20 protein-coding genes, 4 tRNA genes and 1 pseudogene are annotated in these 25,429 nt (G+C 66.8%); 18 read left to right on the top strand and 7 right to left on the bottom strand.

Going from position 1 to position 25,429, the window contains the following annotated elements:
• Positions 1–9 precede the first annotated feature (9 nt).
• The 6 genes from purF to APY03_RS15355 all read left to right on the top strand — a co-directional run bounded on the left by purF (position 10) and on the right by APY03_RS15355 (position 4,520).
• Positions 10–1,521, top strand: coding sequence for an amidophosphoribosyltransferase (gene purF, locus APY03_RS15380; RefSeq protein ID WP_068678059.1), 1,512 nt, complete (start codon positions 10–12; stop codon positions 1,519–1,521).
• An 11-nt stretch (positions 1,522–1,532) separates the two neighbouring features.
• Entirely contained in the window at positions 1,533–2,747 is a 1,215-nt protein-coding gene (locus APY03_RS15375; RefSeq protein ID WP_068678058.1) for an O-succinylhomoserine sulfhydrylase, read from the top strand.
• Between the two features lie 4 nt (positions 2,748–2,751).
• Entirely contained in the window at positions 2,752–4,134 is a 1,383-nt protein-coding gene (gene gltX, locus APY03_RS15370; protein WP_068678057.1) for a glutamate--tRNA ligase, read from the top strand.
• A gap of 35 nt (positions 4,135–4,169) precedes the next feature.
• Positions 4,170–4,245, top strand: a tRNA-Ala gene (locus tag APY03_RS15365).
• Positions 4,246–4,297: 52 nt separating this feature from the next.
• A tRNA-Glu gene (locus APY03_RS15360) sits at positions 4,298–4,373 on the top strand.
• Positions 4,374–4,443: 70 nt separating this feature from the next.
• Positions 4,444–4,520, top strand: a tRNA-Asp gene (locus APY03_RS15355).
• A 164-nt stretch (positions 4,521–4,684) separates the two neighbouring features.
• Here the strand turns inward: APY03_RS15355 and APY03_RS15350 are convergent.
• From APY03_RS15350 to APY03_RS15330, 5 genes are read right to left on the bottom strand one after another with little or no spacing between them, the layout of a single operon-like run.
• Positions 4,685–5,845, bottom strand: coding sequence for an ABC transporter substrate-binding protein (locus tag APY03_RS15350; RefSeq protein WP_068678056.1), 1,161 nt, complete (start codon positions 5,843–5,845; stop codon positions 4,685–4,687).
• Positions 5,842–6,159: an antibiotic biosynthesis monooxygenase family protein gene (locus tag APY03_RS15345; protein WP_068678055.1), complete on the bottom strand. Its 318-nt coding sequence runs from the start codon at positions 6,157–6,159 to the stop codon at positions 5,842–5,844. The genes APY03_RS15350 and APY03_RS15345 overlap by 4 nt, the downstream gene beginning before the upstream one ends.
• Before the next feature lie 13 nt (positions 6,160–6,172).
• Entirely contained in the window at positions 6,173–7,717 is a 1,545-nt protein-coding gene (locus APY03_RS15340; RefSeq protein WP_068678054.1) for a class I adenylate-forming enzyme family protein, read from the bottom strand.
• On the bottom strand, positions 7,714–8,922 hold the full coding sequence (locus tag APY03_RS15335; protein ID WP_068678053.1) for a thiolase family protein: 1,209 nt from the start codon (positions 8,920–8,922) through the stop codon (positions 7,714–7,716). Before APY03_RS15335 ends, APY03_RS15340 begins: the two co-directional genes overlap by 4 nt.
• Positions 8,919–10,079 (bottom strand): ABC transporter substrate-binding protein, encoded by a 1,161-nt coding sequence (locus APY03_RS15330; protein ID WP_232324287.1) that lies wholly within the window; start codon positions 10,077–10,079, stop codon positions 8,919–8,921. Before APY03_RS15330 ends, APY03_RS15335 begins: the two co-directional genes overlap by 4 nt.
• Positions 10,080–10,231: 152 nt before the next feature.
• On the opposite strand from APY03_RS15330, the gene APY03_RS15325 reads away from it, so the two are divergent.
• Entirely contained in the window at positions 10,232–11,209 is a 978-nt protein-coding gene (locus tag APY03_RS15325; protein WP_068678052.1) for a LysR substrate-binding domain-containing protein, read from the top strand.
• Positions 11,210–11,242: 33 nt separating this feature from the next.
• On the opposite strand, the gene gcvA is transcribed toward APY03_RS15325, so the two are convergent.
• Positions 11,243–12,127 (bottom strand): transcriptional regulator GcvA, encoded by an 885-nt coding sequence (gene gcvA / locus APY03_RS15320; protein ID WP_068678051.1) that lies wholly within the window; start codon positions 12,125–12,127, stop codon positions 11,243–11,245.
• A 143-nt stretch (positions 12,128–12,270) separates the two neighbouring features.
• Here gcvA and APY03_RS15315 point away from each other — a divergent pair, with 143 nt between their 5' ends.
• The 3 genes from APY03_RS15315 to APY03_RS15305 are packed head-to-tail and all read left to right on the top strand — an operon-like array spanning position 12,271 to position 15,357.
• Positions 12,271–13,548: a CaiB/BaiF CoA transferase family protein gene (locus APY03_RS15315; protein WP_068678109.1), complete on the top strand. Its 1,278-nt coding sequence runs from the start codon at positions 12,271–12,273 to the stop codon at positions 13,546–13,548.
• Entirely contained in the window at positions 13,541–14,338 is a 798-nt protein-coding gene (locus APY03_RS15310) for an enoyl-CoA hydratase-related protein (protein WP_068678050.1), read from the top strand. Before APY03_RS15315 ends, APY03_RS15310 begins: the two co-directional genes overlap by 8 nt.
• Before the next feature lie 50 nt (positions 14,339–14,388).
• Positions 14,389–15,357, top strand: coding sequence for a Bug family tripartite tricarboxylate transporter substrate binding protein (locus APY03_RS15305; protein ID WP_068678049.1), 969 nt, complete (start codon positions 14,389–14,391; stop codon positions 15,355–15,357).
• A gap of 34 nt (positions 15,358–15,391) precedes the next feature.
• Here the strand turns inward: APY03_RS15305 and APY03_RS15300 are convergent, their stop codons facing one another.
• Positions 15,392–17,104: a UGSC family (seleno)protein gene (locus tag APY03_RS15300; protein ID WP_443082823.1), complete on the bottom strand. Its 1,713-nt coding sequence runs from the start codon at positions 17,102–17,104 to the stop codon at positions 15,392–15,394.
• Positions 17,105–17,306: 202 nt separating this feature from the next.
• Here APY03_RS15300 and APY03_RS41485 point away from each other — a divergent pair.
• From APY03_RS41485 to APY03_RS15260, 8 genes and pseudogenes are all read left to right on the top strand, one after another.
• Positions 17,307–17,401 (top strand) — tRNA-Sec (locus tag APY03_RS41485).
• Between the two features lie 37 nt (positions 17,402–17,438).
• A complete protein-coding gene (gene selA, locus APY03_RS15290) occupies positions 17,439–18,866 on the top strand; it encodes an L-seryl-tRNA(Sec) selenium transferase (protein ID WP_068678108.1) in 1,428 nt (475 codons plus the stop codon).
• Positions 18,863–20,641 (top strand): selenocysteine-specific translation elongation factor, encoded by a 1,779-nt coding sequence (selB, locus tag APY03_RS15285; protein WP_068678046.1) that lies wholly within the window; start codon positions 18,863–18,865, stop codon positions 20,639–20,641. The genes selA and selB overlap by 4 nt, the downstream gene beginning before the upstream one ends.
• Complete coding sequence (locus APY03_RS15280; protein WP_068678045.1) at positions 20,638–21,540, top strand: NAD(P)/FAD-dependent oxidoreductase; 903 nt, start codon at positions 20,638–20,640, stop codon at positions 21,538–21,540. Before selB ends, APY03_RS15280 begins: the two co-directional genes overlap by 4 nt.
• Positions 21,541–21,764: 224 nt before the next feature.
• Entirely contained in the window at positions 21,765–22,544 is a 780-nt protein-coding gene (locus APY03_RS15275) for a Bug family tripartite tricarboxylate transporter substrate binding protein (protein WP_068678044.1), read from the top strand.
• 29 nt (positions 22,545–22,573) lie between these two features.
• Entirely contained in the window at positions 22,574–23,554 is a 981-nt protein-coding gene (locus tag APY03_RS15270; protein WP_068678043.1) for a Bug family tripartite tricarboxylate transporter substrate binding protein, read from the top strand.
• Positions 23,555–23,656: 102 nt separating this feature from the next.
• The gene (locus APY03_RS15265) at positions 23,657–23,974 is read left to right on the top strand and encodes a UGSC family (seleno)protein (RefSeq protein WP_068678042.1); all 318 of its coding nucleotides are present in this window, start codon (positions 23,657–23,659) and stop codon (positions 23,972–23,974) included.
• Positions 23,975–23,986: 12 nt separating this feature from the next.
• A pseudogene (locus tag APY03_RS15260) lies at positions 23,987–25,369 on the top strand (hypothetical protein); the annotation flags it as partial.
• Between the last annotated feature and the right edge of the window lie 60 nt (positions 25,370–25,429).

Below are 25,429 nucleotides of genomic sequence, written 5' to 3'. Positions count from 1 at the left end.
GATCGCTTCATGTGTGGAATCGTCGGCGTTGTCAGCAACGCACCCGTCAACCAGTTGCTCTATGACGCGCTCCTGCTTCTGCAGCATCGCGGCCAGGACGCGGCGGGTATCGTCACGCTGCTCGAACGCAAGTTCTTCATGCACAAGGCCAAGGGCATGGTGCGCGACGTGTTCCGCACGCGCAACATGCGGGCCTTGCCGGGCAGCGTGGGCCTGGGGCAAGTGCGATACCCGACCGCCGGCAACGCCTTCAGCGAAGAGGAGGCCCAGCCCTTCTACGTGAACGCGCCCTTCGGCATCGTGCTGGTGCACAACGGCAATCTCACCAATGCGCACGCACTGCGCGCCGAGCTGTTTTCCACCGACCACCGCCACACCAACACCGACAGCGACTCCGAGGTGCTGCTCAACGTGCTGGCGCACGAACTCGACCGCTCGACGCGCGGCGGCATGTTCAATTCCGAGACCCTGTTCGCCGCCGTGCGCAACGTGCACCGGCGCGTGCGCGGTTCCTATGCCGTGGTCGCGCTGATCGCGGGCCACGGCCTGCTCGCCTTCCGCGACCCCTACGGCATCCGGCCGCTGGCCATCGGACGCGGCGCCGACGGCACCTACATGGTGGCCAGCGAGACGGTCGCGCTCGAGGGCTCGGGGCATGTGTTCGAGCGCTATGTGGCGCCGGGCGAGGCAGTGTTCATCGACCTCCAGGGCCAGTTGCACGCGCAGCAATGCGCCGAATCGCCCAGCCTCAATCCTTGCATGTTCGAGTTCGTGTATCTGGCCCGGCCCGATTCGGTGCTGGACGGCATCTCGGTCTACCAGGCGCGGCTCAACCTGGGCGAGACGCTGGCCCAGCGCGTGATCTCCACCGTGCCGCCGAACGAGATCGACGTGATCATCCCGATCCCCGAATCGAGCCGCCCGAGCGCGACACAGCTTGCGCATCTGCTGGGCATTCCGTACCGCGAAGGCTTCGTGAAGAACCGCTACGTCGGCCGCACATTCATCATGCCGGGGCAGGGCGTGCGCAAGAAGTCGGTGCGCCAGAAGCTCAATGTCATCGGCAGCGAATTCAAGGGCCGCAACGTGCTGCTCGTCGACGATTCGATCGTGCGCGGCACGACCAGCCGCGAGATCGTGCAGATGGCGCGAGAAGCCGGCGCCCGCAAGGTCTACCTCGCGAGCGCGGCGCCGCCGGTGCGCTACCCGAACGTCTACGGCATCGACATGCCGACCAAGGACGAGCTGGTCGCGCATGACCGCACAGTCGAGGAGATTCGCGAGCTGATCGGCTGCGATGCACTGATCTACCAGGATGTCGAGGGCATGAAGCGCGCCGTGCTCAAGGCCTCGCCGGGCAACGGCCCGAGGCTCGACGGCTTCGACGCCTCGTGCTTCGACGGCGTCTATGTGACGGGCGACATCGACACCGAGGCCATCACCCGCATGAACGGCAATCGTCCCCGCATCGAAGAGACCGACGAGGACTCGTCGCGCCTCGCGCTCCCCAACCTGAGCTGAAGCAGAACATCGTGACCGACCGATCCCTCCCCCCCGGGCTGCACCGCGACACGCTCGCCGTGCGCGCCGCGCTCGAGCGAAGCCAGTACGGCGAGAACTCGGAAGCGCTGTTCCTCACCAGCAGCTTCGTGCAGCCCGACGCCGAGACCTCGGCGCGCCGCTTCGCAGGCACCGAGGAAGGCTTCACCTACACCCGCACCTCGAACCCGACGGTCGCCAGCTTCGAGCGGCGGCTTGCCGCGCTGGAGGGCACCGAGGCGGCGATCGGCGCCGCCAGCGGCATGGCCGCGATCCTCATGATGTGCATGGGGCTGCTCAAGGCCGGCGACCACGTCGTGTGCTCGCGCTCGGTGTTCGGCTCGACGCTCAACCTGATAGGACGCGACTTCGGCAAATTCGGCGTTGAGACCACCTTCGTCTCGCAGACCGACGTCGCCGAATGGAAGGCCGCGATCAAGCCCAACACGAAGCTGCTGTTTGCCGAGACGCCGACCAATCCGCTGACCGACGTGTGCGACATCCGCGCGCTGGCCGACCTGGCGCATGGCGCAGGCGCGCTGCTGGCGGTCGACAACTGCTTCTGCTCGCCGGCCCTGCAACGGCCCATCGAGTTCGGTGCCGACCTCATCATCCACTCGGGCACCAAGTACCTCGAGGGCCAGGGGCGCGTGCTGGCAGGCGCCATCTGCGGCTCTCAGAAGCTCATCGACGTGTTCGCCACGGTGGTGCGCACTGCCGGCATGGCGCTGTCGCCCTTCAATGCCTGGGTCGTGCTGAAGGGCCTCGAGACCCTCGGCATCCGCATGCAGGCCCATTGCGCCGCTGGCCTTGCGCTGGCGCAGTGGCTCGAGACGCAGCCCGCGGTGAAGCGGGTGTACTACCCTGGCCTGGCTTCGCATCCGCAGCATGAGCTGGCGATGCGCCAGCAGTCGGGGCAGGGTGGGGCGGTGGTCTCCTTCGATGTGCAGGGCGATACGCCCGAGGCTGCACGCTCCAACGCCTTCCATGTGATCGACAGCACGCGCGTGCTGTCGATCACCGCCAACCTCGGCGACACCAAGACCACCATCACCCACCCGGCTACCACCTCGCACGGCCGCCTGAGCGAAGAACAGCGCCAGGCCGCCGGCATCGGCCAGGGCCTGATCCGCGTGGCGGTCGGGCTCGACCATATCGACGATATCCGTGCCGACCTCTTGCGCGGCCTCGACACGCTCAGCACCTGACTCCATGACTGTTCGCACCCGCATCGCGCCGTCCCCCACGGGCTTCCTCCATCTCGGTACCGCACGCACTGCGCTCTACTCGTGGGCCTATGCGCGCCACCACGGCGGCCAGTTCGTGCTGCGCATCGAGGACACCGACGTCGCCCGCTCGACGCAGGAGTCGGTCGAGCAGATCCTGGCTTCGATGCACTGGCTGGGGCTGGACTACGACGAAGGCCCCGTCTACCAGATGCAGCGCCTCGACCGCTATCGCCAGGTTGTCGAGCAGATGCTGGCGGCGGGCACGGCCTACCGCTGCTACTGCACGCCCGCCGAGCTCGACGCAATGAAGGAGGCGCAGCGCGCCCGCGGCGAGAAGGCCCTGTACGATCGCCGCTGGCGCCCCGAGCCCGGCAAGGTGCTGCCGCCTGTCCCCGAGGGCGTGCCGCCGGTGATCCGCTTCTGCAATCCGCCCGACGGCGACGTGAGCTGGGACGACCTCGTCAAGGGTCCGATCACGATCAACAACCGGGAGATCGACGACCTGATCATCGTGCGCGCCGACGGTGTGCCGACCTACAACTTTGCCGTGGTGGTCGACGACTGGGACATGGGCATCTCGCATGTGTTCCGCGGCGACGAGCACATCAACAACACGCCGTGGCAGATCAACATCTTTCGTGCGCTCGGCGCGCCGCTGCCGCTGTTCGGCCATGTGCCCGTGATCCTCGGCGAGGATGGGCAGAAGCTCTCCAAGCGCCGTGGTGCCGTCAGCGTCACGGCCTACGAGGAGGGCGGCTATCTGCCCGAGGCGATGCTCAACTACCTCGCGCGGCTGGGTTGGAGCCATGGTGACGACGAGCTGTTCACGCGCGAGCAGATGGTGGCCTGGTTCGACGGCACGCATCTCTCCAAGAGCCCGGCGCAATGGGATGCGGCCAAGCTCGCATGGGTGAACGCGCAGTACATCAAGGCCAAGCCGGATGCGGAGCTTGCCCAGCTCGTGGCCGCCCAGCTGCAAAAGCGCGGCATCGTGTCCGACGAAAGGCTGGCCGCGATCTGCGCACTGTTCAAGGACCGCTGCGACACGATCGTGGCATTGGCTGACTGGGCCGCCGCGTTCTACGCGGACGTGCAGCCGAGCGAGGCCGATCGCGCGCAGCATTTGACCGACGCCATTCGTCCCGCGCTCGCCGTGCTGGCCGACAAGCTTGCGACCGTGCCGTGGGACAAGGCGTCCATTGCAGGGGCGATCAAGGAAGTGCTGGCGGCGCAAGGCATCAAGATGCCCGCCCTGGCCATGCCGGTGCGCGTGGTCGTGATGGGTACGGCGCAGACGCCGTCGCTCGATGCAGTGCTCGCACTCTTCTCTCGCGAAGAAATTTTGAAGCGGTTACAGGGGGCTTGAATTTCGACGCTATAATTTGAGGCTCGACACCCACAGGGGGTATAGCTCAGCTGGGAGAGCGCTTGCATGGCATGCAAGAGGTCAGCGGTTCGATCCCGCTTACCTCCACCATCTGGAAGTCGAGGCAACCAAGCGTTGATCGCAACGCGGCTCTTAGGTTTATGACCCTATCGTCTAGAGGCCTAGGACACCACCCTTTCACGGTGGCTACCGGGGTTCGAATCCCCGTAGGGTCGCCAGTTTTCACGCAAGTGAAGAAGGCACAAGTCGGCAGCACTTGGCTCCAATCGGAGTGAACGCAGCCTACCAGGAGTGGTAGTTCAGTTGGTTAGAATACCGGCCTGTCACGCCGGGGGTCGCGGGTTCGAGTCCCGTCCACTCCGCCAAAAATCAACGGGTTACGTCAGCAATGACGTAACCCGTTTTTCTTTGTCCGGGCCGTCGAACACTGGAACCTGGTGCAGTGTTCGCATTCCGGCGGGCAAGTACTCGCCCTTCGGAGTGCGCATTTGGCCCATGACAACGAAGACGGGAGCGCCCGTTGCTCCAGCTAAGGCACCAGTCTCCAGGCGCCTTTCTCCAGCTGAATGACCACGACGGACGGCTGTTCCAGGCCATAGGGCTGGCCGGGCTTGAAGTTGTAGGTGCCGTTCGCGCCGGCAAGTGCCTTCGTGCTGACGATCGCATCGCGCAAGGCGGCGCGGAACTGCGGTGTGCCTGGCTCGACCACCTTGCCGTCCACACGCGAGGCCGCGTTGGCGAACAGAAGCCATGCGTCGAAGGTGTAGGCCGAGAAGGCGTCCTCTGGCAGCGTGCCATGCAGGCGCCGATAGACACTTCGAAATGCCAATGCAGGCTCGCGCGCTGCATTGCCCACCGGCAGCTCATCCGCCACCATGACCGGCCCGCTCGGCACCATCAATCCATCCGCTGCCGCCGCCGCGACACGGACGAAGTCGACGTTGATCAGCCCGTGGGTGCCGTAGATGCGGCCCTTGTAGCCTCTGTCCTTCAAGGCCAGATAGGGCAGGGCGCCTGGCGAGCCGGAGTTGCCTGCAAATACGGCGTCCGGACGTGCGGCCAGGATCTTCAGCACCTGGCCGGCGACCGATGCGTCCGTGCGGCCGTAGCGCTCGTTGCCCACCACCTTGATCCCGGCCGCATCGGCGCTCTTGGCCAGGGAGTCGTAGGCAAGATCGCCCAGGGCGTCGGCATAGCCGATGAAGGCCACCGTCTTCACGCCGGACTTCTTCATGCGCTCGACTACGGCGTTGACCATCACCGGGAAGGCTTGCGACACGGTCACTGTCCAGCTGCTGTCGACCGGCGGCAGATTGAACGGGGTCGGCGAGATCAGGGGCGTCTGCATCTCGCGAGCGACCGAGGCCATCGCCAGCGATCCCGGAACGCCAGAAGTGCCGATCAGGACATCGACCTTGTCTTCGCTGATCAGCTTGCGCGCGTTCCGGGCTGCCGTCGTCGGGTCGGAGGCATCATCCAGCACGATCAACTGCACCTTGCGTCCAGCGATCTCGGGATGGAGCGCAAACGCGGCACGAATGCCCTTCTCGTAGGGAATGCCCAACGCCGAAAGCGGACCCGAGAGCGAGCTGCTCACGCCCACCTTCAGGTCGGCGGCGTGCGTGGAAGTGAGAGCAAGCGCCGCTGCGAGCATGCTCGTCCAGCGCAGCATCAGTGAGCTGATATTCATTCGTTCTCCTGACGCGTCCAGGCCTTTTCGCGCACCAGTTCCGCGATCTGGATCGTGTAGCTCTGGAACAGCTCGTTCTTGCCGATGGGAATCGATCGGCGATGGTCGGCATCGCGCATCCATGCCCGGAGGGCTTCCGCGTCGCGCCAGTACGAAAGCGAGATCAGCTTGCCTTCATTGTCCCGGCTGAGGAAGCTTTCCTTGGAAACGAAGCCGTCGATCTTCGCCGCTGCAACGAGCAGCTGCGCAACCATCTCGCGGTTGCGCTGCTCCATTCCCGGAAGGACCTTGAATTCGATGATGCAGATCAGCATTGCGAGTGTCCGGTTAGGCAAACTGCTCAGCCGCCAGGGCGCTCAAGGCCTTCCTGTCGACTTTGTTGATGGGGGTCTTCGGCAGTGACGGCAGCCGAAAATAGCGCGCCGGCTGCTTGTAGCGTGCGAGCCGCTCCGCGCAATGTCGCCCCAGCGCGGTCTCGTCGGTCGCGTCATCCATGCCCGGGCGCGGGACCACGAATGCAAGCAGGATCTCCCCGCGATAGCTGTCGGGCTTGCCGACGACGGCCGCTTCGAGAACGGCGGGGTGTTCCTGCAGGACTTCCTCGATCTCGCGGGGATAGACGTTGTAGCCCCCGACGATGATGAGGTCCTTCTTGCGTCCGCGTACGAACAGATGCCCGTCGCCGTCGATCTCGCCGAGATCGCCCGTGTACAGCCACCCGTCACGCAGCGCCTCGGAAGTCTCGGCCGACAGATTGCGGTAGCCCTGCATGAGCTGGGGGCCCTGCGCCCGGATCTCGCCGCATTCGCGGGCACCCAGCGTTTGCTGCCCTGTTTCAGCATCGACGATCTCGATTCTCGTGCCCGGCAGCGGGAGGCCGACGGAGCCGGCCCTGACCGCATGGCCGGGTCCGTTGAAGCTCAGCACGGGGCCGGCCTCGGTCATGCCGTAGCCCTCGTAGATCGGGACCTTGACTGTTTCCTCCCACCGACGCAGCACTGCGACCGGCAGGGCCGATGCGCCCGAATAGCACATGTGCAAGGACGACCAGTCCGTGCTCTCGAAGCGGGGATGCGCCATCAGCGACACGTAGATCGAAGGGCTGCCCGGAAAGAGTGTGATGCGGTGCCGCTCGATGGCATCGAAGAGGTCATCGCGGCGGAATGCGGGCAGGATGACCAGGGTGCCGGCGCATCGCGCCGCGAGATACAGCCCCATTGCCATTCCGTACGAATGAAAAAGGGGCATCGCGCACAGGATGCGTTCGCCGGCTGGCCGGGTCGGGAGCATGGCTTCCCTCTGCTCGACGTTGGTGCGCAGCGCAGCGTGCGTGAGGTTCACTCCCTTCGGCCGTCCCGAGGTGCCGCCGGTGTATTGCAGGACGGCGAGCGACCTTGGATCGACCTTCGGCGGTAGCCCGTGCACCCCCGCATCCTGCTCGGTTGCGCGCGGAACGCCGGAGTCCATCCATACGGCCGGCAGGTTCAAGGACGCGGCAAGGGGTGCCACCAGCTCATGCAGGGCGCTGTCCGCGATGACGGCATCGCAATCCGCGTCCTCCAGCTGGTACCGCAGCTCGCGCGCGGTGTACTCCGGATTCATCGGCAGCAGCTGGGCGCCAGACGCCAGCACGCCGAAATGAGCGATGCACGCACCGATGCCGTTCCGCATGATGACCGCCACCCGCGCCGGCGCCGCGGCTTCGCGCAAGCGGCTGGCAAGCCCGATGACTGCGTTGCGGTAGTGGACGTAGTCGAGCGTCTCGCCTTCGCAAACCAGCGCGGGCTGCTCCGGCTGCTGCGCCGCGGCGTGCACGAGTAGCTCGACCACGGTGCCGCGCCAGCAGTCGATGAGTTCGCCGGAGTCGGTCATGAAGCTGCGTCGCCCACCCGCAGCAGGAGTGCCATGGCGGTGTCGCCCGCGGCGCAGCCCGTGAACAGGCCCAGGCCGCCGCCGCGCATCTCGAGCGCTTCGATGAGTTCGATGATGGCGCGCAGTCCGGTCGGCGCCTGCGGATGCCCCCAGACGAGGGAGCATCCGAAGCGGTTCATGCTTTCGACGGATAGCCCGGTTTCTCGCGACAGCACGATGTCGTTGACGGCGAAGGGGTTGTGCGTGGTCACCGCGTGCAGTTCATCGAAGCGCAGGCCCGCGCGCTCCATGGCCTGCCTGGCGGCCGGCACTGGTGCATAGGGCATCTGCATGGGCTCGGCGCGCGCCTGGCCCGTGGCGAGGATTTCGATCTGCACGTCCGGGCGGATGCTGAGCTGGCGCGCCCGATCGCGGGTGGCGACCAGCATGCCCGCGCTGCCGTCTGCCGGGTGGGTCTGGGCGCCGTAGGTCACCGTGCCGTCCGGCATCACGGGCTTCAGCCTGGCGAGCCCTTCCCGCGTGGTCGCGTGAATGCCTTCGTCGCCGGAGAGTGCTGCCACCGACTTCTTGAAGCTGGAATCAGGCACCTCGAACGGGAGTTGCATGAAGCGGCGGTGGAACGCGCAATCGTCCACCAGTGCGGCGGCGTACTGCTCGTAGCGGTGCAGCACCAGTTCGTGCTGCTCCGCCAGCGAGATGCCGAAGCGGGCGGCCACGGCTTCGGCAGTGCTCAGCATCGAATGCGAAGTCCAGGGATCGCGTGCGAAGGAATCCGTGACCCAGCTCTCGTGCTCGCCGGTGCCGCCGACGCCGCGCGGATCGGGGTAGTAGAGCTGCGGCCCGTTGGACACGCGGTCCGCCGCCAGCACCAATCCGCACGCCGATGCACCGGTGGCGACCTCGTGCGCCGCCGATGCCAGGCAGCGCACGGAGGTGGCGCACGCCTGGGCGATGGTCGGCCCCGCCAATGCCGGCATGCCGGCCAGGGCCGCGACCCATGGCAACCCGTAGAAGGCGCCGCGCTGTGGCACGGTGGTGCCGAGCACGCCGAAGTCGATCAGGGCCGTGTCGATGCCCTTCGCCTGCAGCGTCCTGCGCGTGAGCCAGGCGCAGAACTCCAGGCTGTGCAGGTGCGACAGGCTGCCCTGCCAGCGCGCGAAGGGAGACGACCAGTAGGCGCCGTAGGGAATGAAGGCACGGCTCATCGCTCGGCTCGCCAGGTGCCGCCCTGGGCCCGCACCATCACGCGGGCTCGGCTGTCGAGTCCGTTGTGGTCGGAGGCCGTGATGCGGTAGATGCCATTCGTGCCGACCAGGCCCGAGGTCTGCGTCTCGAGTGCATCGCGCAGCGCCGAGCGGAACTCTGCCGTGCCGGGCTTGGCCTTGGCCAGCGCGGCGGCGGCCGCCTTGTCCAACAGGAGGTAGCCGTCGTATGCCCACGTGGCGAACGCATTCACCGGCCCGGGCCGCTCCAGCTTTCCGTACAAGGCGGCGAACTTCAAGGAGGTCGCCTTGACCGGATCGCCCTCCGGCAGGTCCTTGTAGACCACCACCGGTCCGATGGGTGCCAGCGCCCCGTCGATGCGGGAACCACCCACGCGCAGGAAGTCGTCGTTGACGACGCCATGCGTGTGGTAGACCGGGCCCTTGTAGCCACGCTCGACCAACGTCAGATGCGGCAAGGCGGCCGGTGTCCCCGTCGCACCGACAAGCACGGCATCGGGCTTCAGCGCGAGGGTCTTGAGCACTTGCGGGACGACGGACGAGTCGGTGCGGGCGAAGCGCTCGTCGTTGAGCACCTTGATGCCGTACTTGCCGCTCAGGGAGGTCAGGCTGCGATAGACCTGGTCGCCCCAGGGCTGCGAGTAGCCGATGTAGCCCACGGTCTTGATGTTCTTCTTCTGCATGTGCTCCAGCACACCGCCGATCATCAGGTCGGCGGACTGCGGCACGACAAAGACCCAGGGATGCTGGTTGGCCGGAACGTCCATCGGCGCGAGCGAGACATGCGGCGTGCGGCTCTCCAATGCGACGTCCGCCAGCACGAGCGAACTGGGCGTGTTGGAGGAGCCCACCAGGACATCGACGCGATCGGACATGACCAGCTTGCGCGCGTTCTTCACCGCCAGGGAAGGATCGGTCGCATCGTCGAGGATGGTGTAGCGAACGGGTTCCCCGGCCAGCTTGTCCGGCAGGAGGCTGATCATGTCCCGCTCGGGACCGCCTTGCGACGATGCAGCGCCAGTGATACTGAGCACGACGCCGACGTGGATCTCGGCCCAGGCCGTCGTGCTCATCCAGCCGGCGAGGCAGGCGACTGAACACAAAAGCGGGAGCTTCCTCAGGATTGCGGGTGCGTTCACAGGGTGTCCTCTGCAGCGAAGTGGAATGAAGCGTTCGGCGCAGCATAGGGGACGGCCCCGGGCTCCAGCGCCAGGTTCCGAAAAAGTGATACGCGTATAACCCGGGGCAGAAGTGCGCCGGGCCTTGCCATGCCGTGCCGGATAATTCCGCGATGCCCTTCGCATCCGAATCGAAAGACAAGGAGGACGCTGCGCCGTCGGCCGGCTCGCTCTTTGGCCGCTTGCGCATGCGGCATCTCGTCGCCATCGAGATACTCGCCGAACGAAAGAACATCCGCCAGGCTTCCCAGGCCTTGTTCCTGTCGCAACCGGCAGCGACCAAGCTGTTGCAGGAGATCGAATCGATCTTCGAGGCTCGCCTCTTCGAGCGCACAGCACACGGCATCGAGATTACCCCGCAGGGCGAGGTGCTCCTCCATTGGGCGCGCAAGGCCATGGCCGACATGGACGCCGCACGCGCGGAGATCAGCGCGCTGCGCGACGGATGGGAAGGCCGGGTGCGGGTCGGCGTGTTCCCAGTAGCAGCATCGATGCTGGTTCCCGAAGCGGTAGCGCTTCTCAGCAGGTCGCGGCCGGGCATCCAGGTGGAACTGCAGGAGGGCCTGGAGACGACGCTGCTTCCCCAACTGGAGAAGGGAAGGCTCGACTGCGTGATCGGCCGTGCAACACACCTGGCCGCAGCGCGCGGCCTCTCCCACGAGACCTTGTTCGAGGAGCCCACCGTCGTCGTCTGCGCGGTCGACCACCCTCTGCTGGAATCACCCGACTGGACGAATGCCGACATCGATCGCTACGAGTGGATCCTCCCGGCACGATCGGGCCAGTTGTATGCCCTGGTCGCCAGCGGCCTGGCCAGGCGCCGCGCCGCGCCTCCGCGCGTGGCCGTCGAGACATCTTCCATCCTCACGCTGGTCGAGATTCTTCGCCAGTCGCGGTTGCTTTCCGCGATCGCCAGCGGCGTTGCCCGGCGCTTCCTGGAGATCGGCCTGTTGAAGACCTTGGACCTGCCGCTTTCCGCTTCGCTGCATCCTGTCGCGATCATCACCAATCACGCGGCTTCGATGCATCCGGCCACATCGATGTTTCTCCAGGCCGTGCGCGAGGTGTGTGCAAAGCACTCGGATGCGTAGCGCGCTCCGGCGCTCAGACTGATCACATGCGATTCAGACGACTTCCGAAAGCCAGCGCTTGAACGCCGTCAGCGCCTTCGACTCAGCCCGATCGTCGGGCCAGACGAAGTAGTAGGTGTGCGACTTCCGGTCAAGAACAAAGTCAAACGGCGCCATGAGCACTCCGGTTGCGAGCTCGCGCTCGACAATTGCCTTTTGCGCAATGGCAACGCCATGACCTTCAGCGGCAGCCTGGTAAGCGAGGAGCGAGGTCTCGTACTTCATGCCTCGATATCCATTGACGTGCGGTGCGTCGCATGCCTGCAGCCAGAGTTGCCAGTCATCGGGTCGAGCCATCGAATGCAGCAGCGTCTCGCCTTCAAGATCTTCCGGCGTGCGCAGTGGCTTGGATCCCGCCGCATTTCGTGCTGACGTCACCGGCACGAGTTCGTTCGCCACAAGCCGCTGAGCCTTCGTCCTCGGCCATTGCCCATCGCCAAGCTCGATGCCTGCATCGATATCTTCGCGATCGAAGCGCAAGGGTGCTGGAGACGTCGACAGCTGCACATCGATGTCCGGATGTTCGCGGTGAAACGAGGCCAGGCGCGGGATCAACCACTTGACCGCGAACGTCGCAGGAGACCTCAACTTCAGCGAATGGCGGCGAAAGCCGCCGCCCATGACGACGTTCGTGGCCTCGCGAAGCGCGCTGAACAGCGGGGTGACGTCGGATAGAAACCGTGCTCCCGCGACCGTGAGCTCAAGCCCGCCTGGAATCCGCTTGAAAAGCTTGACGCCGAGAAACTGCTCGAGTGTCTTGATCTGCCGGCTGACGGCGGCCGGGGTGACGAACAGTTCCGTCGCGGCATTCGAGACGCTCAACAGCCGCCCCGTGGCTTCGAAGCATTTCAGCGGGTTCAACGGCGGTAGCGGATCCATGATCGCCCAAGCATTCCAGCCAGTTAACAAAAAGTCAAATACGAGCAAGGAAATGTCGTTTGCCGGCTCCGGTGGGGAATCCTAAGCTCGTGTCGATTCAGCAGCCAGGCCAAGTCGGCCGCGAGGCTCAGGACAAGAAAATCATGCTACGAGACACGCTCCAGGACATCCGCGTCATCGATTTCTCCCATGTGGTCGCAGGCCCTGTGTGCGGGATGATGCTGGCCGACATGGGCGCCGACGTGGTGAAAGTGGAGTCACCTGATGGTGAACTGGGCCGCGCCATCGGGCCGCCCTGGCTCAACGGAGAAAGCGTCGCTTTCCTGAGTGTCAACCGCAACAAGCGCGGCCTGGCAGTGGACCTGCGCCAACAGGGCGCGCGCGACGCGGTGATGAAGATGGCAGCACGCGCGCATGTGATCGTCGAGAGCTTCCGGCCTGGCGTCATGGAGCGCCTGGGGTTGGACTATGCCGCAGTAGCCAAGCTGAACCCGGGCGTCGTCTACTGCTCGATATCCGCGTATGGGCAGTCGGGCGCGCAGCGCCACATGCCAGGCGTCGATGGGGTCATCCAGGCCGTTACCGGTCTGATGAGTACCTTGGGTACTGCAGGCTCGCCTCCATCGAAGGTGCCGGTGCCGATCGCCGACATGGCGACCGGATATCTCGCAACGATCGGAATCCTCGCGGCGCTGCGCAAGGCCGAGCGCACCGGGCAGGGGCAGCACATCGACATCAGCCTCTATAACGCCACGCTGATGCTCCAGCAGCTTGGCCTCGCCTTCTTCTTCGCCAGCGGAGATGAACCGCAGAAGACAGGCAGCGCAGCGCCCTACGCATCGCCGAACGAGGCCTTCCCGACACTGGACGGATGGATCATGGTTGCGGCCTACCAGCCGGAGCGCTGGCGTCGCCTTTGCGAGCTGCTGCGGCGCCCCGATCTGTTCGAAGACCCGCGCTTCGCATCGAATGCACAACGCGTGGACAACCGCGCAGTGCTGAACGAGTTGTTGTCGGAATCGTTCAGGATGCAGTCAACCCCCAGCTGGATGGAGCAACTTGAAGCCGTCGACATCCTGTGTGCGCCGATCGCGAGCTACAGCGAAGTCACACGCTCGTTGCAATACTGCCAAAGCGGCGTCGAGACCAGCATAGTCCATCCCGTGGCGGGCCTCGTGCGCATGCCCGGGTTTGCGCTGGGCGATGCCCAGACCATCAGTGCGCCCCACATGCCGCCGCCGATGCTCGGCGAGCACTCGACCCGCATCCTGAGCGACTACGGCCTCACGGCCGACGAGATTGCCGCACTCGTTTCCCGCGGGGCCGTCAGCCAGGCTGCCGCCATGGGCTGTGATGACCTGCGCACGCCATTCCCGTCACCTCAACCTTCAGCCTCCGGGCCAGCAATCCGCAATGACTGACACGATATCCACTCCTGCGCTCGTACGCACTGAAAAGGCCGGCCCCGTACTGAACGTCGTGCTCGACGCGCCCGCAGAGGGCAACGCAATGACAGTCGCCATGACGGAGCAGCTCGCACAGGTGCTCGAGCGTACGGCCGTTGACAAGTCGGTGCACTGCATGGTGATACGAAGTTCCGGAAAGCATTTTTGCACCGGTGGCAACGTCAAGGACATGCGCGACGGCAGCGACCTGATGGCCGGTTCGGTGGCCGACGTGCGCGAAAGGCTGCAAGCGACACTGCATCGCCTGACCCGTGCATTGGCAACCATCGAGATCCCGACCATTGCCGAAGTCAACGGAATGGCGATCGGTGCCGGGTGCGACCTCGCGCTGATGTGCGACATCCGTATCGCGGGAGAGCGCGCGCAGTTCGCCGAGAGCTTTCTGCGCCTGGGCCTGGTATCGGGCATCGGCGGGGCCTGGTTCCTCACGCGGCTTGTCGGTCCGGCCAAGGCCATGGAAATGACGTTGACCAGTGAATTCATCGACGCCAAGGAGGCGCTCGCGCACGGCATTGTTTCGCGCGTGGTGCCCCAGGAGAGCCTGGCGGATGAGGTCGCGGCGCTCGCAGCAAGGGTCGCGTCGGCGCCGCCGATCGCATTGCGCATGGCCAAGCGGCTCGTGCGCGAATCCGCTCGAAGCGACCTCCCGGCCGCGCTGGAGATGGCTGCTTCGATGCAGGCAATTCTGCTTTGCGGGGAAGAGCACAAGGCTGCAGTGACCGCGTTTCTCGCGAATTCCCGGTGAGTGACCGCCGCAAGCGCACATCAAGACCGAACCGAAAAAAGGAGACAGCCATGAAGATTCAACGAAGGGCCGCCATCGCGCTTGCGATCGCCAGCCTTGCCGGATTTGCCGCCGCCCAGCCTGCACGATTTCCCGAGAAGCCCGTCACGTTTGTCGTCCCGTTTGCGGCCGGCAGCGCGACTGACCAGTTGGCACGTGCACTCGCCGTCGCCTTCACTGAAAAAACGGGCCAGCCAGTCGTCGTCGACAACCGGGGTGGTGCAGGTGGGCTCATCGCGGCGCAAGCTGTTGCGCGTGGCGCAGCTGACGGCTATACCGTCCTGATCACGACCAATACGACACAGGTCGCCAACCCATACCTCTACCGCAAGCTCCCGTACGACCCGGTGGCCGATTTCGCACCACTGACCGCATTGGGTCGTGGGGGCCAGGTGCTGGTCGTACCCGCCGCCTCTCCCTACAGGTCCGTGGCCGATGTCGTTGCCAAGGCGCGTTCCCAACCCGGCAAGCTGACATTCGGTGCAGGCAATTCGTCGAGTCGCGTTGCTGGCGAGATGCTCAAGCAACTCAGCCAGACGGACATTCTCTATGTGCCGTACAAGAGCAATCCGCAGGCCCTGACCGACCTGCTCGGTGGCCAGATCGACCTGATGGTGATCGACACCGTGACTGGCATCCCGCAGATCGAGTCGGGAAAACTCCGTGCGCTGGGCGCCTCGACCCAGCGACGACTGAAGGTGTTGCCCAAGGTGCCAACGCTTGAAGAAGAAGGGGTCAAGGGCTACGACATCGGGTACTGGTTCGCAGCCTACGCGCCCGCGAAGACGTCGGCCGTGGTCGCCGCGCGTTTGCGCCAGTTGCTCGTCGATGCGGTCAACAGCCCGCACGCCAAGGCGTTCTTCGACAGCACGGGGACGGATCCGTGGACCACCAGCGCCGAAGAGCTGGCTCGGTTCCAAGCGGCGGAAGCCAGGAAGTGGAGCACGGTGATCAAAGGGGCGAACATCGAGCCGGAATGACGAACAGTCGGTATCGATCTGTCGCCCGGCATCCTCAGGACAGCAGCTCGATCCGCTTCGTCACCGGGAAGCCGAGCTGCCCGTTGTGCCCGAACATGTACCCGCTGGTGCGCAGCGGATCGCCGGTCACCACGATCATGAAGTGCTCCGGTTCCCAGACGATGGGCACGAGCCTGTTCGAGTCCGACGAAGCGGCAAAGACCTCCGCGGGAATGGTCCCCTTGGCGGATTCCTCCTCGAGATTCCAGATGGGCTTGCGCGTCCAGTCGCGCAGGAGTCGCTCGAATTCCCAGGCCGGCATGCGGGCGCGCTCGAACAGGAAGCGCTTCACGTCCGCCTTGGACCACCCCGCCGCGGCGATGGTCTCGGCAATGATGGGCGTGATCAGCGCGAGCGGGCGGAGCATGCCGTAGCCGGCACCGACGCTGAACATGATCTGCCAGAAGCTCTGCTTCACCAGCCCGTCGGCGAGGTAGGGCAGCAGTTCCTCCGGTGTACTGCCCGACATCGACGAGGCCATGCCGCCGCCGGTGTAGCGGGCGATGGTCACGGCGCTGTCGCCCTCGGCCAGGCCGCGCTCGCCGCCGAAGGTCGGCCAGCCGATGGCACGCACCGCCTCTTCGTTTTCCGCGATCGCCACGCGCCACGTGTTGCCGAAGGTGGCCTTGTCCGTCTTGTGGAGCAGAAAGCCCGCGACGTTGCGCAGGTAGAGCCGCCAGAAGCGTCCGGCCGTGGTGTTCGGCTGGAAGCCGTCGCGCATCACACCCTGCGTGCAGTTGAAGCCGAGCTTCCGGATGACCGGGCCGCTCAGGATGATGAGCGTTTCCCCGCCGGGCGTGTTGCCGCTGTGCTCCACGCCGTAGGCCGGGTCGGCCATGGCCTCGGCGAGGGCCACCAGCACCGGCATGGACTCCGGGCGGCATCCCGCCATCACGCCGTTCACCGCGACGTTCCAGACGGTCGCGGCGCGGGAGTCGGGCAGCAGCACTCCCAGCACTTCATCCGGCGCGCGGCCGGTGTGCGCCAGGAAGGCCTCGATGCGGTCGAGCGTCGGCGGCACGATGGGCAGGCCGTCGCTCCACTCGTGTTCGAGGAAGTGCTGGTTGAGCGCGCTCCAGCCGCCGCGAAACACGACCTCGCGCGCGCCGGGCTCGAGCTCGGCAGCCACGCCCTCCGGGATGGCGCCGGTGAGGTTGTCGATGATCTCCGGCAAGGTCACGTCGATCAGGTTGTCGCGAAGCTGCTCGCGCGTCTGCACCGCTGGATGCCCCGGCAGCGTGGCCCAGGGCAGGTTGGGGTAGCCCAGGCCTGCGCGCGTGGCCTTCGCCTGCGCAATGAAGCCGGTCGACACCAGCGACGACGACGGGATGCCCGCCGCCTCGCACGCCGCACTCGCCCGCAACACGGCGGGCGTGCAGCTCCCTCAGGCCGCTACCGCCGTGACGACGGCATCGACGCCCAGCGCCTTCAGCCGGCCCGGCAGCGCCGCGACGATCCTGCGCTCGTCGTCGCCGTGGATGTTCCCGATCTCGCGCCAGCCGACGAAGCGCATGCCCTGGAAGCGATGGTTGAGTTGCCGCTCGACGACGTCGAAGATCTCGTCCCCGCGAAACAGGTAGTCCCACAGGAACGCGATGCGCCGGCCTGCCAGGCCCGGCAGGCGCGGGGCCAGTACCTTCGGCGGGGCCTGCCGCGCGCCGCGTGGCCAGTAAGCCTCGAAATAGCCTTCGTTCCCGACTGGGGTCATATCGCTCTCCGCTACAGCGGGCCCGGGCGGCCCAGACTGCATGGTGGGAAGACGCGGCCCTGGCGTCAACCGACGCAGGCGAACACAGCATTCGCGAATCGCGAATCTGCCTGCCACAGATTTCGCTCTCGAAAACCAAAGGGTGTTTTTGGGAATCGTGCGTTGGCGGCGCACCGCACTTTCAATAGCATGGGTCTCGACTGGAAGGGAAACACTCCCGGTGGAGTGGCCGGACTTCAAACCCGGAGTGGGTCGCTGACGATCCTGTGTGGGTTCGACTCCCACTCTCTTCCGCCAGATTCACATCAACGCGCGCGGCCGCCTCGACTCCGACATGTTGACCTCGACCAGCCAGGCGCGCCGCGCCATCCCCGCCGTAGATGCGCTGCTGAAGGCGCCCACCTTCCAGGCGCTGGCCAGCCAGTTCGGCCGGGCGCGCGTCCTGGAATGCGTGCGCAACCTGCTGGCCGAGCAGCGGCGCAGGCTGTCCGTGGAGCGCGCGGCTGCCGCGCCGGACGAAGAGACGCTCGCCGAGGAATGCCGCGAGCGGCTCAGCGCTGCCGCGCGTCCGTCGCTGCGGGCGGTATTCAATCTCACGGGCACCGTACTGCACACGAACCTGGGTCGCGCGCTCTATCCGGCAGAAGCGGTGGCCGCGGCGACGCAGGCGATGGCGCGCCCCGTCAACCTGGAATACGACGTGGACGGCGCCGGCCGCGGCGAGCGCGACAGCCACGTGGAAGAGCGGCTGTTGCGGCTCACCGGCGCGGAAGCGGCGGTCGTCGTGAACAACAACGCCGCCGCCGTCTACCTGGTGCTCAACACCATCGCCGCCGGCCGCGAGGTGGTGGTGTCGCGCGGCGAACTGGTCGAGATCGGCGGCGCCTTCCGCGTGCCCGAGATCATGGCCAGCGCCGGCTGCGTGTTGCGGGAGGTGGGGACGACCAACCGAACCCATTCGCGCGATTTCGAATCCGCCATCACGGAACGCACCGGCGCGCTGATGAAAGTGCACGCGAGCAACTACGAGATCCGCGGATTCACCGCCGAAGTCGGCGCGGCGAAGCTGGCAGCCATCGCCCATGCGCACGCGCTGCCCATGATCGAGGACCTGGGCTGCGGCATGCTGGTCGACCTGGAGGATTTCGGCCTGCCGCACGAGCCGACGCCGCGGGAGGCCATCTCCGCCGGCGTCGACCTGGTCACGTTCAGCGGCGACAAGCTGCTCGGCGGCCCGCAGTGCGGGATCGTCGTCGGGCGCAAGGACCTGGTGGCGCGCATCCGCAAGAACCCGATGAAGCGCGCGCTGCGCCTGGACAAGGTGCGGCTCGCCGCGCTCGAGGCGGTGCTCGCGCTCTACGACGATCCGGAGCGCCTGCGCACCCGGCTGCCGACCCTGCGCCTGCTCACCCGCGACCCGCAGGAGATTGCGGCGCAGGCGACGCGCTTGCGCGGCGCCGTGCAGTTGGCCGTGGGCAGCGCCGCGCAGGTCGAATCCGTGTCGTGCGCCAGCCAGATCGGCAGCGGCGCGCTGCCGGTGGACACCCTGACCAGCGCCGGCTTGCGCCTGTCGCCGGCGGGTCCGAGCGGCGGTCCTTCGGTGGATGCGCTGGCCGCGGCCTTCCGCAGACTCCCCGTGCCGGTGATCGGCCGTATCCGCGAGGATGCGCTGTGGCTGGACCTGCGTTGCCTGGACGAAGCACAGGAACAGCAATTCACCGGCCAGCTCGCAGACCTGCAGCTTCCCGGGGACCGCCCGTGATCGTCGCGACCGCCGGCCACATCGACCATGGCAAGACCACGCTGGTGAAGGCGCTCACCGGCGTCGACACCGACCGGCTGCCGCAGGAGAAAGCGCGCGGCATCTCCATCGACATCGGCTTCGCCTACTGGCGCGCGCCCGGCGGCGCGATGGTTGGCTTTGTCGATGTGCCGGGGCACGAGCGCTTCGTGCGCAACATGCTCGCCGGCGTGTGCGGCGTCGATTTCGCGATCGTGGTGGTCGCCGCCGACGACGGCGTGATGCCGCAGACGCGCGAGCACGTCAGCATCATCGACCTGCTTGGCATCGGGCGGGGCATCGCGGTCATCAGCAAGGCCGACCGCGTCGATGGCGATCGCCTGGCCGCCGTCTCGCGCGAGACGCGCGCGCTGCTGGCGGGCACCTCGCTTCAGGGCGTGCCGCAACTGGCCGTCTGCGCCGTGAGCGGGCAGGGCATCGACGCCTTGCGGGCCGAACTCGATGCTGCGGCTTCCTCCCTCCGGCGGGACGCCGCCGAGGGCCGGCGCTCGCGCTACGCCGTGGACCGGGCCTTCACCGTCGCCGGCAGCGGCACGGTGGTGACCGGCACCGTGTTCGACGGCGCCGTGCGCATCGGCGATCGGCTGGTCCTCTCGCCGAGCGGGCGCGAAGTGCGCGTGCGCGGCATCCAGAAAGACGGCAAGCCGGCCGAGCGTGCCGAAGCCGGCGAACGCTGCGCGCTCAATCTCGCGCGGCTGGAGCTTTCGCAGGTGCAGCGCGGCGACTGGGTGATGCACGCCGACCTGCACGCCCCCACGCAGCGCCTCGACGTGGCGTTGCAGGTGCTTCCTGGCGAGGCGCACGCGCTGCGGCACTGGACGCCGGTGCATCTGCACCTGGGCACCTGCGACGTGACGGCGCGCGTGTCGCTGCGCCGCGGCGAGTCGGTCGAGCCTGGCGCGCATGCGTTCGCCCGGCTCATCGTGAACCAGCCGATCTCCGCGCTGCATGGCGACCGCTTCATCCTGCGCGACCAGTCCGCGCAGCGCACGGTGGGCGGCGGCCGGGTTCTGGACGCGTTCCCTGCGCAGCGTCGTCTGCCCTACGAACTGCGGCGGCGGCAACTGCAGGCGCTTGCATTGCCTTCGGCACCGGAAGTCTTGCAGGCCATGGTGGCCTGCATGCCGGCGGGCGTGAACGCGGCTGCCTTTGCGCGCAACTTCAATCGCGATCCTGGCGCCTTCGCGCAGCTGCTGAAGCACACCGGGCTCGCGAGCATCGGCACGGGCGCGCAGGCGCTGGTGCTGACGGCCGCGGCCGCGGCGGCCCGGCTGGCGCCCAAGCCCACTGACGCGCCGCTCGAAAACCCCGAGCACCTTCGCCTCTGGCAGCTGGCCGAGCCGGTGCTGAAGCGCGCCGGTCTTGCCGGACTCACCGTGCCGCAGCTCGCGGACGCCCTGCATGCCAAGGAATCCGTGCTGCGCGACATGCTCTACCGCAAGGCGCAGGCGGGCGACGCGGCGCGGGTGAGCGACGACCGCTTCTTCCTGCGCAGCACCATGGACGAGTTCATCCAGGTGGCGCGCGGGGTGGCGCACGCCGTGCCGGACGGGCGATTCACCGCCGGCAAGTTCCGCGACGGCGCCGGCATCGGCCGCGCGCTGGCGGTGCAGGTGCTCGAAACCCTCGATCGGCTGGGCGTGACCCAGCGCGTCGCCGATGTCCGCGTGCTGCGCGCACGTCCTTCTGCCGCACCCTCTTGCGCATCATCCGTCCAAGGAGAAAGATCCCCATGAGCGACACCACTTCGCACGACCTCGTCGTGATCGGCGCCGGCGCGGCCGGCCTCAGCGCGGCACTCGAGGGCCTGCGGGCCGGCCTCAGCACCGCGTGGCTCGAGGCGCAGATGTTCGGCGGCCTCGTCCTCAACGTCAATGAACTCGAGGGCGGGATCGAGGGCAGTGGCGCCGAGCTGTCCTCCACGTGGATGGCCGATGCGGTGGAACTCGGCGGCGAGAACCTCGAAGGCGTGGCCAGCGGCATCGTGCGCGAAGGCGATGCGCTGGTGGTCCTGAGCGACGCGGGCCGCCACCGCGCACGCGCGGTCGTCGTGGCCTCGGGCGCCGCGCTGAAGAAGCTCGGCGTGCCGGGCGAGGCCGAGCTGGAATACAAGGGCGTCTCCCACTGCGCCGACTGCGACGGCCCGATGTTCCAGGACCAGGAGGTCGTGGTAGTCGGCGGCGGCGATTCGGCCCTGCAATCGGCGATGGTGCTGTCGCGCTTCTGCAGCCGGGTCCACCTGGTGCATCGCGGCAGCGCTTTTCGCGCGAAGCCGCACTGGGTGGACGCCGTCCGGTCGGCGGCCAACATCCAGGTGCACTGGAACAGCGTGGTCGAAGAGGTGCTCGGGACGCAGGGCGTCGAAGGCGTTCGCGTCAATGGCGGGACCATCCCGTGCAGCGGCTTCTTTGCTTTCGTCGGGCTCCAGCCGGCGACGGCGTTCCTGCCGGCGGAGATCGGGCGCGACGAGCGCGGCGCGGTCATTGCGGTGAACGGCGCGGAGACCGCGATGCCCGGCGTGTTCGCGGCCGGCGTCGTGCGCGCAGGCTGCGGCGGGTCGCTTGCCGATGCGGTGGCCGATGGCCAGGCGGCCGTGCGGGCCGCGATTGCCCAGCTGGCGCTCGTGAAGGCCTGATCAGCCGGGTTGTGACTTCCGCCCGGCCCTGCATCACCTGGGCCGCATGGGCGGCGAGCGTGTCGCGATAGAGCGCAAAGGCGTCGAGGTCGGTGAAGCTCTGGTGCCAGATGCGCATGCCGGCATGCTAGGGGCGGTGGGCTTCGACCTCGTTCGGTTATTGCGAAAAGAGCGTTCGCGACCCGCAGTGGTGCGTGCCTCGGGCGGTTCCTACACTGCGCCGCATGCACAAGCTTTCCCCATTCCGCGGCGCGATCGTGCGCCCCTTCCTGGCGCTGCTCACGGCGTGGCTCGCCGGTGCCGTCGTCGCGTCGATGCCATCGACGGCCTTTGCCGCGGACTTTCCTTCCAGGACGATCCGGCTCATCGTGGGCTACACGCCGGGCGGCTCCAACGACATCGTGGCGCGCATCATCGCGCCGCCGCTGGGCGAGGCGCTCGGCACGCAGGTGATCGTCGAGAACAGGCCCGGCGCCAGCGGCGCGCTCGGCGCGGACCACGTCGCCAAGTCGGCGCCCGACGGCTACACCTTGCTCGCCGCCAGCGCGAGCCCGGTCGTGATCACGCCGCACACGCTGCGCAAGGTTCCCTTCGACACGCTCACCGACTTCGCCCCGATCAACACGGTCGGCCTCACGCCCGAGGCGATCGCCATCGGGCCGCGGCTGAAGGTGAAGACCCTGCGCGAACTGCTCGACCTGGCGAAAACGCAGGACGTGTCGCTCTCTTCGTCGGGCAACGGCGGCCTGCCGCACCTCACGATCGAACTGCTGACCCAGGCTTCCCGCGGAAGAATCGTGCACGTTCCGTACAAAGGAGCGGCCCCCGCAATCACCGACACCCTGGCCGGCCACGTCGACGGCATCGTGAGGGCGCAACTGATGAAGGCCGCCATGGTGCCCTCCGTCATGGCTTCTTCCGATGCGTTCCGCAAGTTCGTCGGTGAAGAATTCAAGCGCTGGGGTCAGCTGGTGAAAGAAAAGAACATCACCTCGACCGATTGATCAACCCTCCCGGCATCAAAGGCCCAACAATGCATCGCAAGACCTTCCTCGCCGCGCTCGCGGCCACCGCCTTCTGCCTCTCGGCGCCCGCCGTTGCGCAGGGCTTCCCGAGCCGTCCCGTCACGCTCGTGTCGCCCTTCCCGGCCGGCAGCGGCAGCGATCTCACCGCGCGAGCGGTGTCGCAAGGCCTCTCGGACGCGCTCGGCCAGCCGGTGATCGTCGACAACCGGCCCGGCGCGGGCGGTTCGATCGGCGCGCAGTCCGTGGCGAGGGCCAAGCCCGACGGCTACACGCTCTTCCTCGCCAGCCTGAGCTTCTCGGTGCTGCCGAGCCTGATGGAGCTGGGCTTCGACCCCGTCAAGGACTTCGAGGCCGTGACGCTGATGGGCCTGCAGTCGCTGGTCTTCGTCGTGCCGCCTTCGCTGCCGGTGAACTCGATGGCCGAACTCGCCGCCCTCGCGAAGTCCACGCCGGGCAAGCTGAACTATGCGTCGGCCGGCATCGGCAGCATCGGCCACCTTACCGGTGAGCTGCTCAAGAACGAACGTTCCCTGGACATCGTGCATGTCCCGTTCAAGGGCACGCCGGAGGCGCTCACCGCGATCATGACGGGGGAGGTGCAGATGGGGCTGATCGCCATGCCGGCGGTCGAGGCCCAGATCAAGGCCGGCAAGGTCAAGGCCCTGGGCGTGACCGGCAGCAGGCGCGAGCGCAGCCTCCCGGACGTGCCAACCATGGCCGAGGCCGGCTTCCCCAGCATGGGCGATTCGGTCTGGTACGCGGTGCTGGCGCCCAGCGGCACGCCCAAGGACGTGATCGCCCGTCTCAATGCGGCCTTCCGCGAGACGCTGGCCAAGCCGGCCACCATCGAGCGCCTGGAGGGGCCGGCCAAGACATCGCCCACCGTGAGTTCGCCGCAGGAAGCGACCGACTATGTGCGTGCCCAGCTCGCCAAGTGGAGCGGCGTCGCCGCGAAGGCCGGCTTGCAGCCGCAGCGCACGACGAAGTAGCAAAGGCAGGAAAAAGCGAATGCTGTTTTCCGGGGCCTTCATAGGCGCTCGCGCGTGCTGCTCCTAACATCGACACCAGAACACCACCCAAAGGACCTCTCGATGGAAAAACTGTCTGTCATCAGCCCGATCGGCGCCGAAGCCGTCGAGCAGAAGAACCTGGCCAAGCGGCTGGACACCCTCAACGGCAAGGTCGTCGCCGAAGTCTGGAACGAGGACTTCAAGGGCGACATCATGTTTCCCATCTACCGGGAATTGCTCAAGGAGCGCTTCCCCGACGTGAAGATCGTTCCTTACACGGACATTCCCTACGCCTCGCTCAAGGGCACGCCCTCCTACCAGCGCGAGGTGCTCAACGACATCATCGCGGCACTGAAGGCCAAGGGGGCCGACGCCGTCATCACCGGCAACGGGGGCTGAGGCACCTGCACACCGGCCGCGGTGCGGCCGGCAGCAGAAGCAGAAAAGATTCTCGGCATCCCGTCGGCGGTGGTGTCGATGCCGGGATTCAACATGGTCGGGCAACTCTCCGCGAAGGCCGCGGGCGTGCCGGACGTGCCCGTGGTCGAGTACCCGGGCGCGGTCGGCGTGGACCATGCCGAGATCCGCGACAAGATCAAGAACGTGCTGTTCGAGCGAATCGTCAATGCGCTGACCAAACCGATCAAGCCGCGCGCGCTGGGCAAGGCGACCGACTGGGACTCGAAGAAGATCGTCTGCGAAGGCAGCTTCGACGAGATCAACGCGCACTTCCACGAAATGGACTGGAGCGATGGCTTGCCGGTCATCCCGCCCACGATGGAGCGCGTGCAGGAGTTCCTGCGCTACACCGACCGCTCGCCCGACGAGGTAGTCGCCGTGCTGCCGCAGATGAACCTGCGTGCCACGCCGTGGAACATCGCGGCCAACGGGGTGATGGCGGGCTGCAAGCCGCAGACCATGCCGATCCTCATCGCGATGGTCGAGGCCCTGCAGGAAGACAAGTACAACCTCGACAACATCGGCACCACCTGGGGCATCACGCCCTATGTGTTCCTCAACGGGCCGATCGTGAAGGAGCTGGGATTCAACAATGCGGCGGGGCTGATCTCGCGCGGCGCCAATCCCTCGTTCGGCCGTGCGCTCGGGCTCATCATCCGCAACATCGGCGGCTACCGTCCGGCGAAGAACCAGATGGGCACCTTCGGCTACCCGATCAACTTCTGCTTTGCGGAGAACGAGGAGCTGAACCCGTGGGACCCCTACCACGTGGAGAAGGGCTTCGACCGCAACGCGAGCACGGTGTCCGTCAGCACGACGATGAACTGGGGCTTCCAGCCGTCGCCCTACACGCGTGACGACCAGAGCGGGGCGGAGTGCGCGCTCAAGCAGCTGTGCCGCGACGCGCTGCGCAAGCCCGCCTTCGCGCTCTTCGCCGAGCGCGGGCCGGCGAGCTTCGTCAACGACATCGTCTTCGTGCTTGCGCCGCCGGTGGCCAGGGTGCTGGCCGATGCGGGCTACTCGAAGGACGACATCCGCCGCTACATCTGCGAGAACACCACCGTGCCGCGCCGCTACCTGGACTTCGAGCTGAAGTACACGATGGCGGAGGTCCACACGATCGAGGAGAAGATCAAGCTCGGGACCTTCCCGCCGGAATTCGACGTAGGGCCGGACGATCCGGTGAGGGTCATGCCCGGGCCCGAATACATCGAGATCCTGGTCGCGGGCGACCCGGGGCGCAACCGGATCAAGACACTCGATTCCGGCTACACGCGCGTCACCACGAAGGAGATCAAGTTGCCGGCCAATTGGGCCGAGCTGCCGAAGACCTGAAGCTTCACGTCCCGACCAGAACAGGAGATGGTATGGACGCCTCCCCCCTCGCTGATCGAG

The sequence above is a fragment of the Variovorax sp. WDL1 genome, from assembly GCF_001541225.1.
GTDB lineage: Bacteria > Pseudomonadota > Gammaproteobacteria > Burkholderiales > Burkholderiaceae_C > Variovorax.
The sequence above is the reverse complement of the archived record's forward strand: the minus strand, read 5'-3'. Positions and strand labels throughout refer to the sequence as shown.

What these genes read in the sequence shown, in the direction of transcription:
- purF (WP_068678059.1), top strand. Translation starts at nt 10, where the DNA reads ATGTGTGGAATCGTCGGCGTTGTCAGCAACGCACCCGTCAACCAGTTG.
- gltX (WP_068678057.1), top strand. Translation starts at nt 2,752, where the DNA reads ATGACTGTTCGCACCCGCATCGCGCCGTCCCCCACGGGCTTCCTCCAT.
- APY03_RS15350 (WP_068678056.1), bottom strand. Translation starts at nt 5,845, where the DNA reads ATGAATATCAGCTCACTGATGCTGCGCTGGACGAGCATGCTCGCAGCG.
- APY03_RS15345 (WP_068678055.1), bottom strand. Translation starts at nt 6,159, where the DNA reads ATGCTGATCTGCATCATCGAATTCAAGGTCCTTCCGGGAATGGAGCAG.
- APY03_RS15340 (WP_068678054.1), bottom strand. Translation starts at nt 7,717, where the DNA reads ATGACCGACTCCGGCGAACTCATCGACTGCTGGCGCGGCACCGTGGTC.
- APY03_RS15335 (WP_068678053.1), bottom strand. Translation starts at nt 8,922, where the DNA reads ATGAGCCGTGCCTTCATTCCCTACGGCGCCTACTGGTCGTCTCCCTTC.
- APY03_RS15325 (WP_068678052.1), top strand. Translation starts at nt 10,232, where the DNA reads ATGCCCTTCGCATCCGAATCGAAAGACAAGGAGGACGCTGCGCCGTCG.
- gcvA (WP_068678051.1), bottom strand. Translation starts at nt 12,127, where the DNA reads ATGGATCCGCTACCGCCGTTGAACCCGCTGAAATGCTTCGAAGCCACG.
- APY03_RS15315 (WP_068678109.1), top strand. Translation starts at nt 12,271, where the DNA reads ATGCTACGAGACACGCTCCAGGACATCCGCGTCATCGATTTCTCCCAT.
- APY03_RS15310 (WP_068678050.1), top strand. Translation starts at nt 13,541, where the DNA reads ATGACTGACACGATATCCACTCCTGCGCTCGTACGCACTGAAAAGGCC.
- APY03_RS15305 (WP_068678049.1), top strand. Translation starts at nt 14,389, where the DNA reads ATGAAGATTCAACGAAGGGCCGCCATCGCGCTTGCGATCGCCAGCCTT.
- selA (WP_068678108.1), top strand. Translation starts at nt 17,439, where the DNA reads ATGTTGACCTCGACCAGCCAGGCGCGCCGCGCCATCCCCGCCGTAGAT.
- APY03_RS15280 (WP_068678045.1), top strand. Translation starts at nt 20,638, where the DNA reads ATGAGCGACACCACTTCGCACGACCTCGTCGTGATCGGCGCCGGCGCG.
- APY03_RS15275 (WP_068678044.1), top strand. Translation starts at nt 21,765, where the DNA reads ATGCACAAGCTTTCCCCATTCCGCGGCGCGATCGTGCGCCCCTTCCTG.
- APY03_RS15270 (WP_068678043.1), top strand. Translation starts at nt 22,574, where the DNA reads ATGCATCGCAAGACCTTCCTCGCCGCGCTCGCGGCCACCGCCTTCTGC.
- APY03_RS15265 (WP_068678042.1), top strand. Translation starts at nt 23,657, where the DNA reads ATGGAAAAACTGTCTGTCATCAGCCCGATCGGCGCCGAAGCCGTCGAG.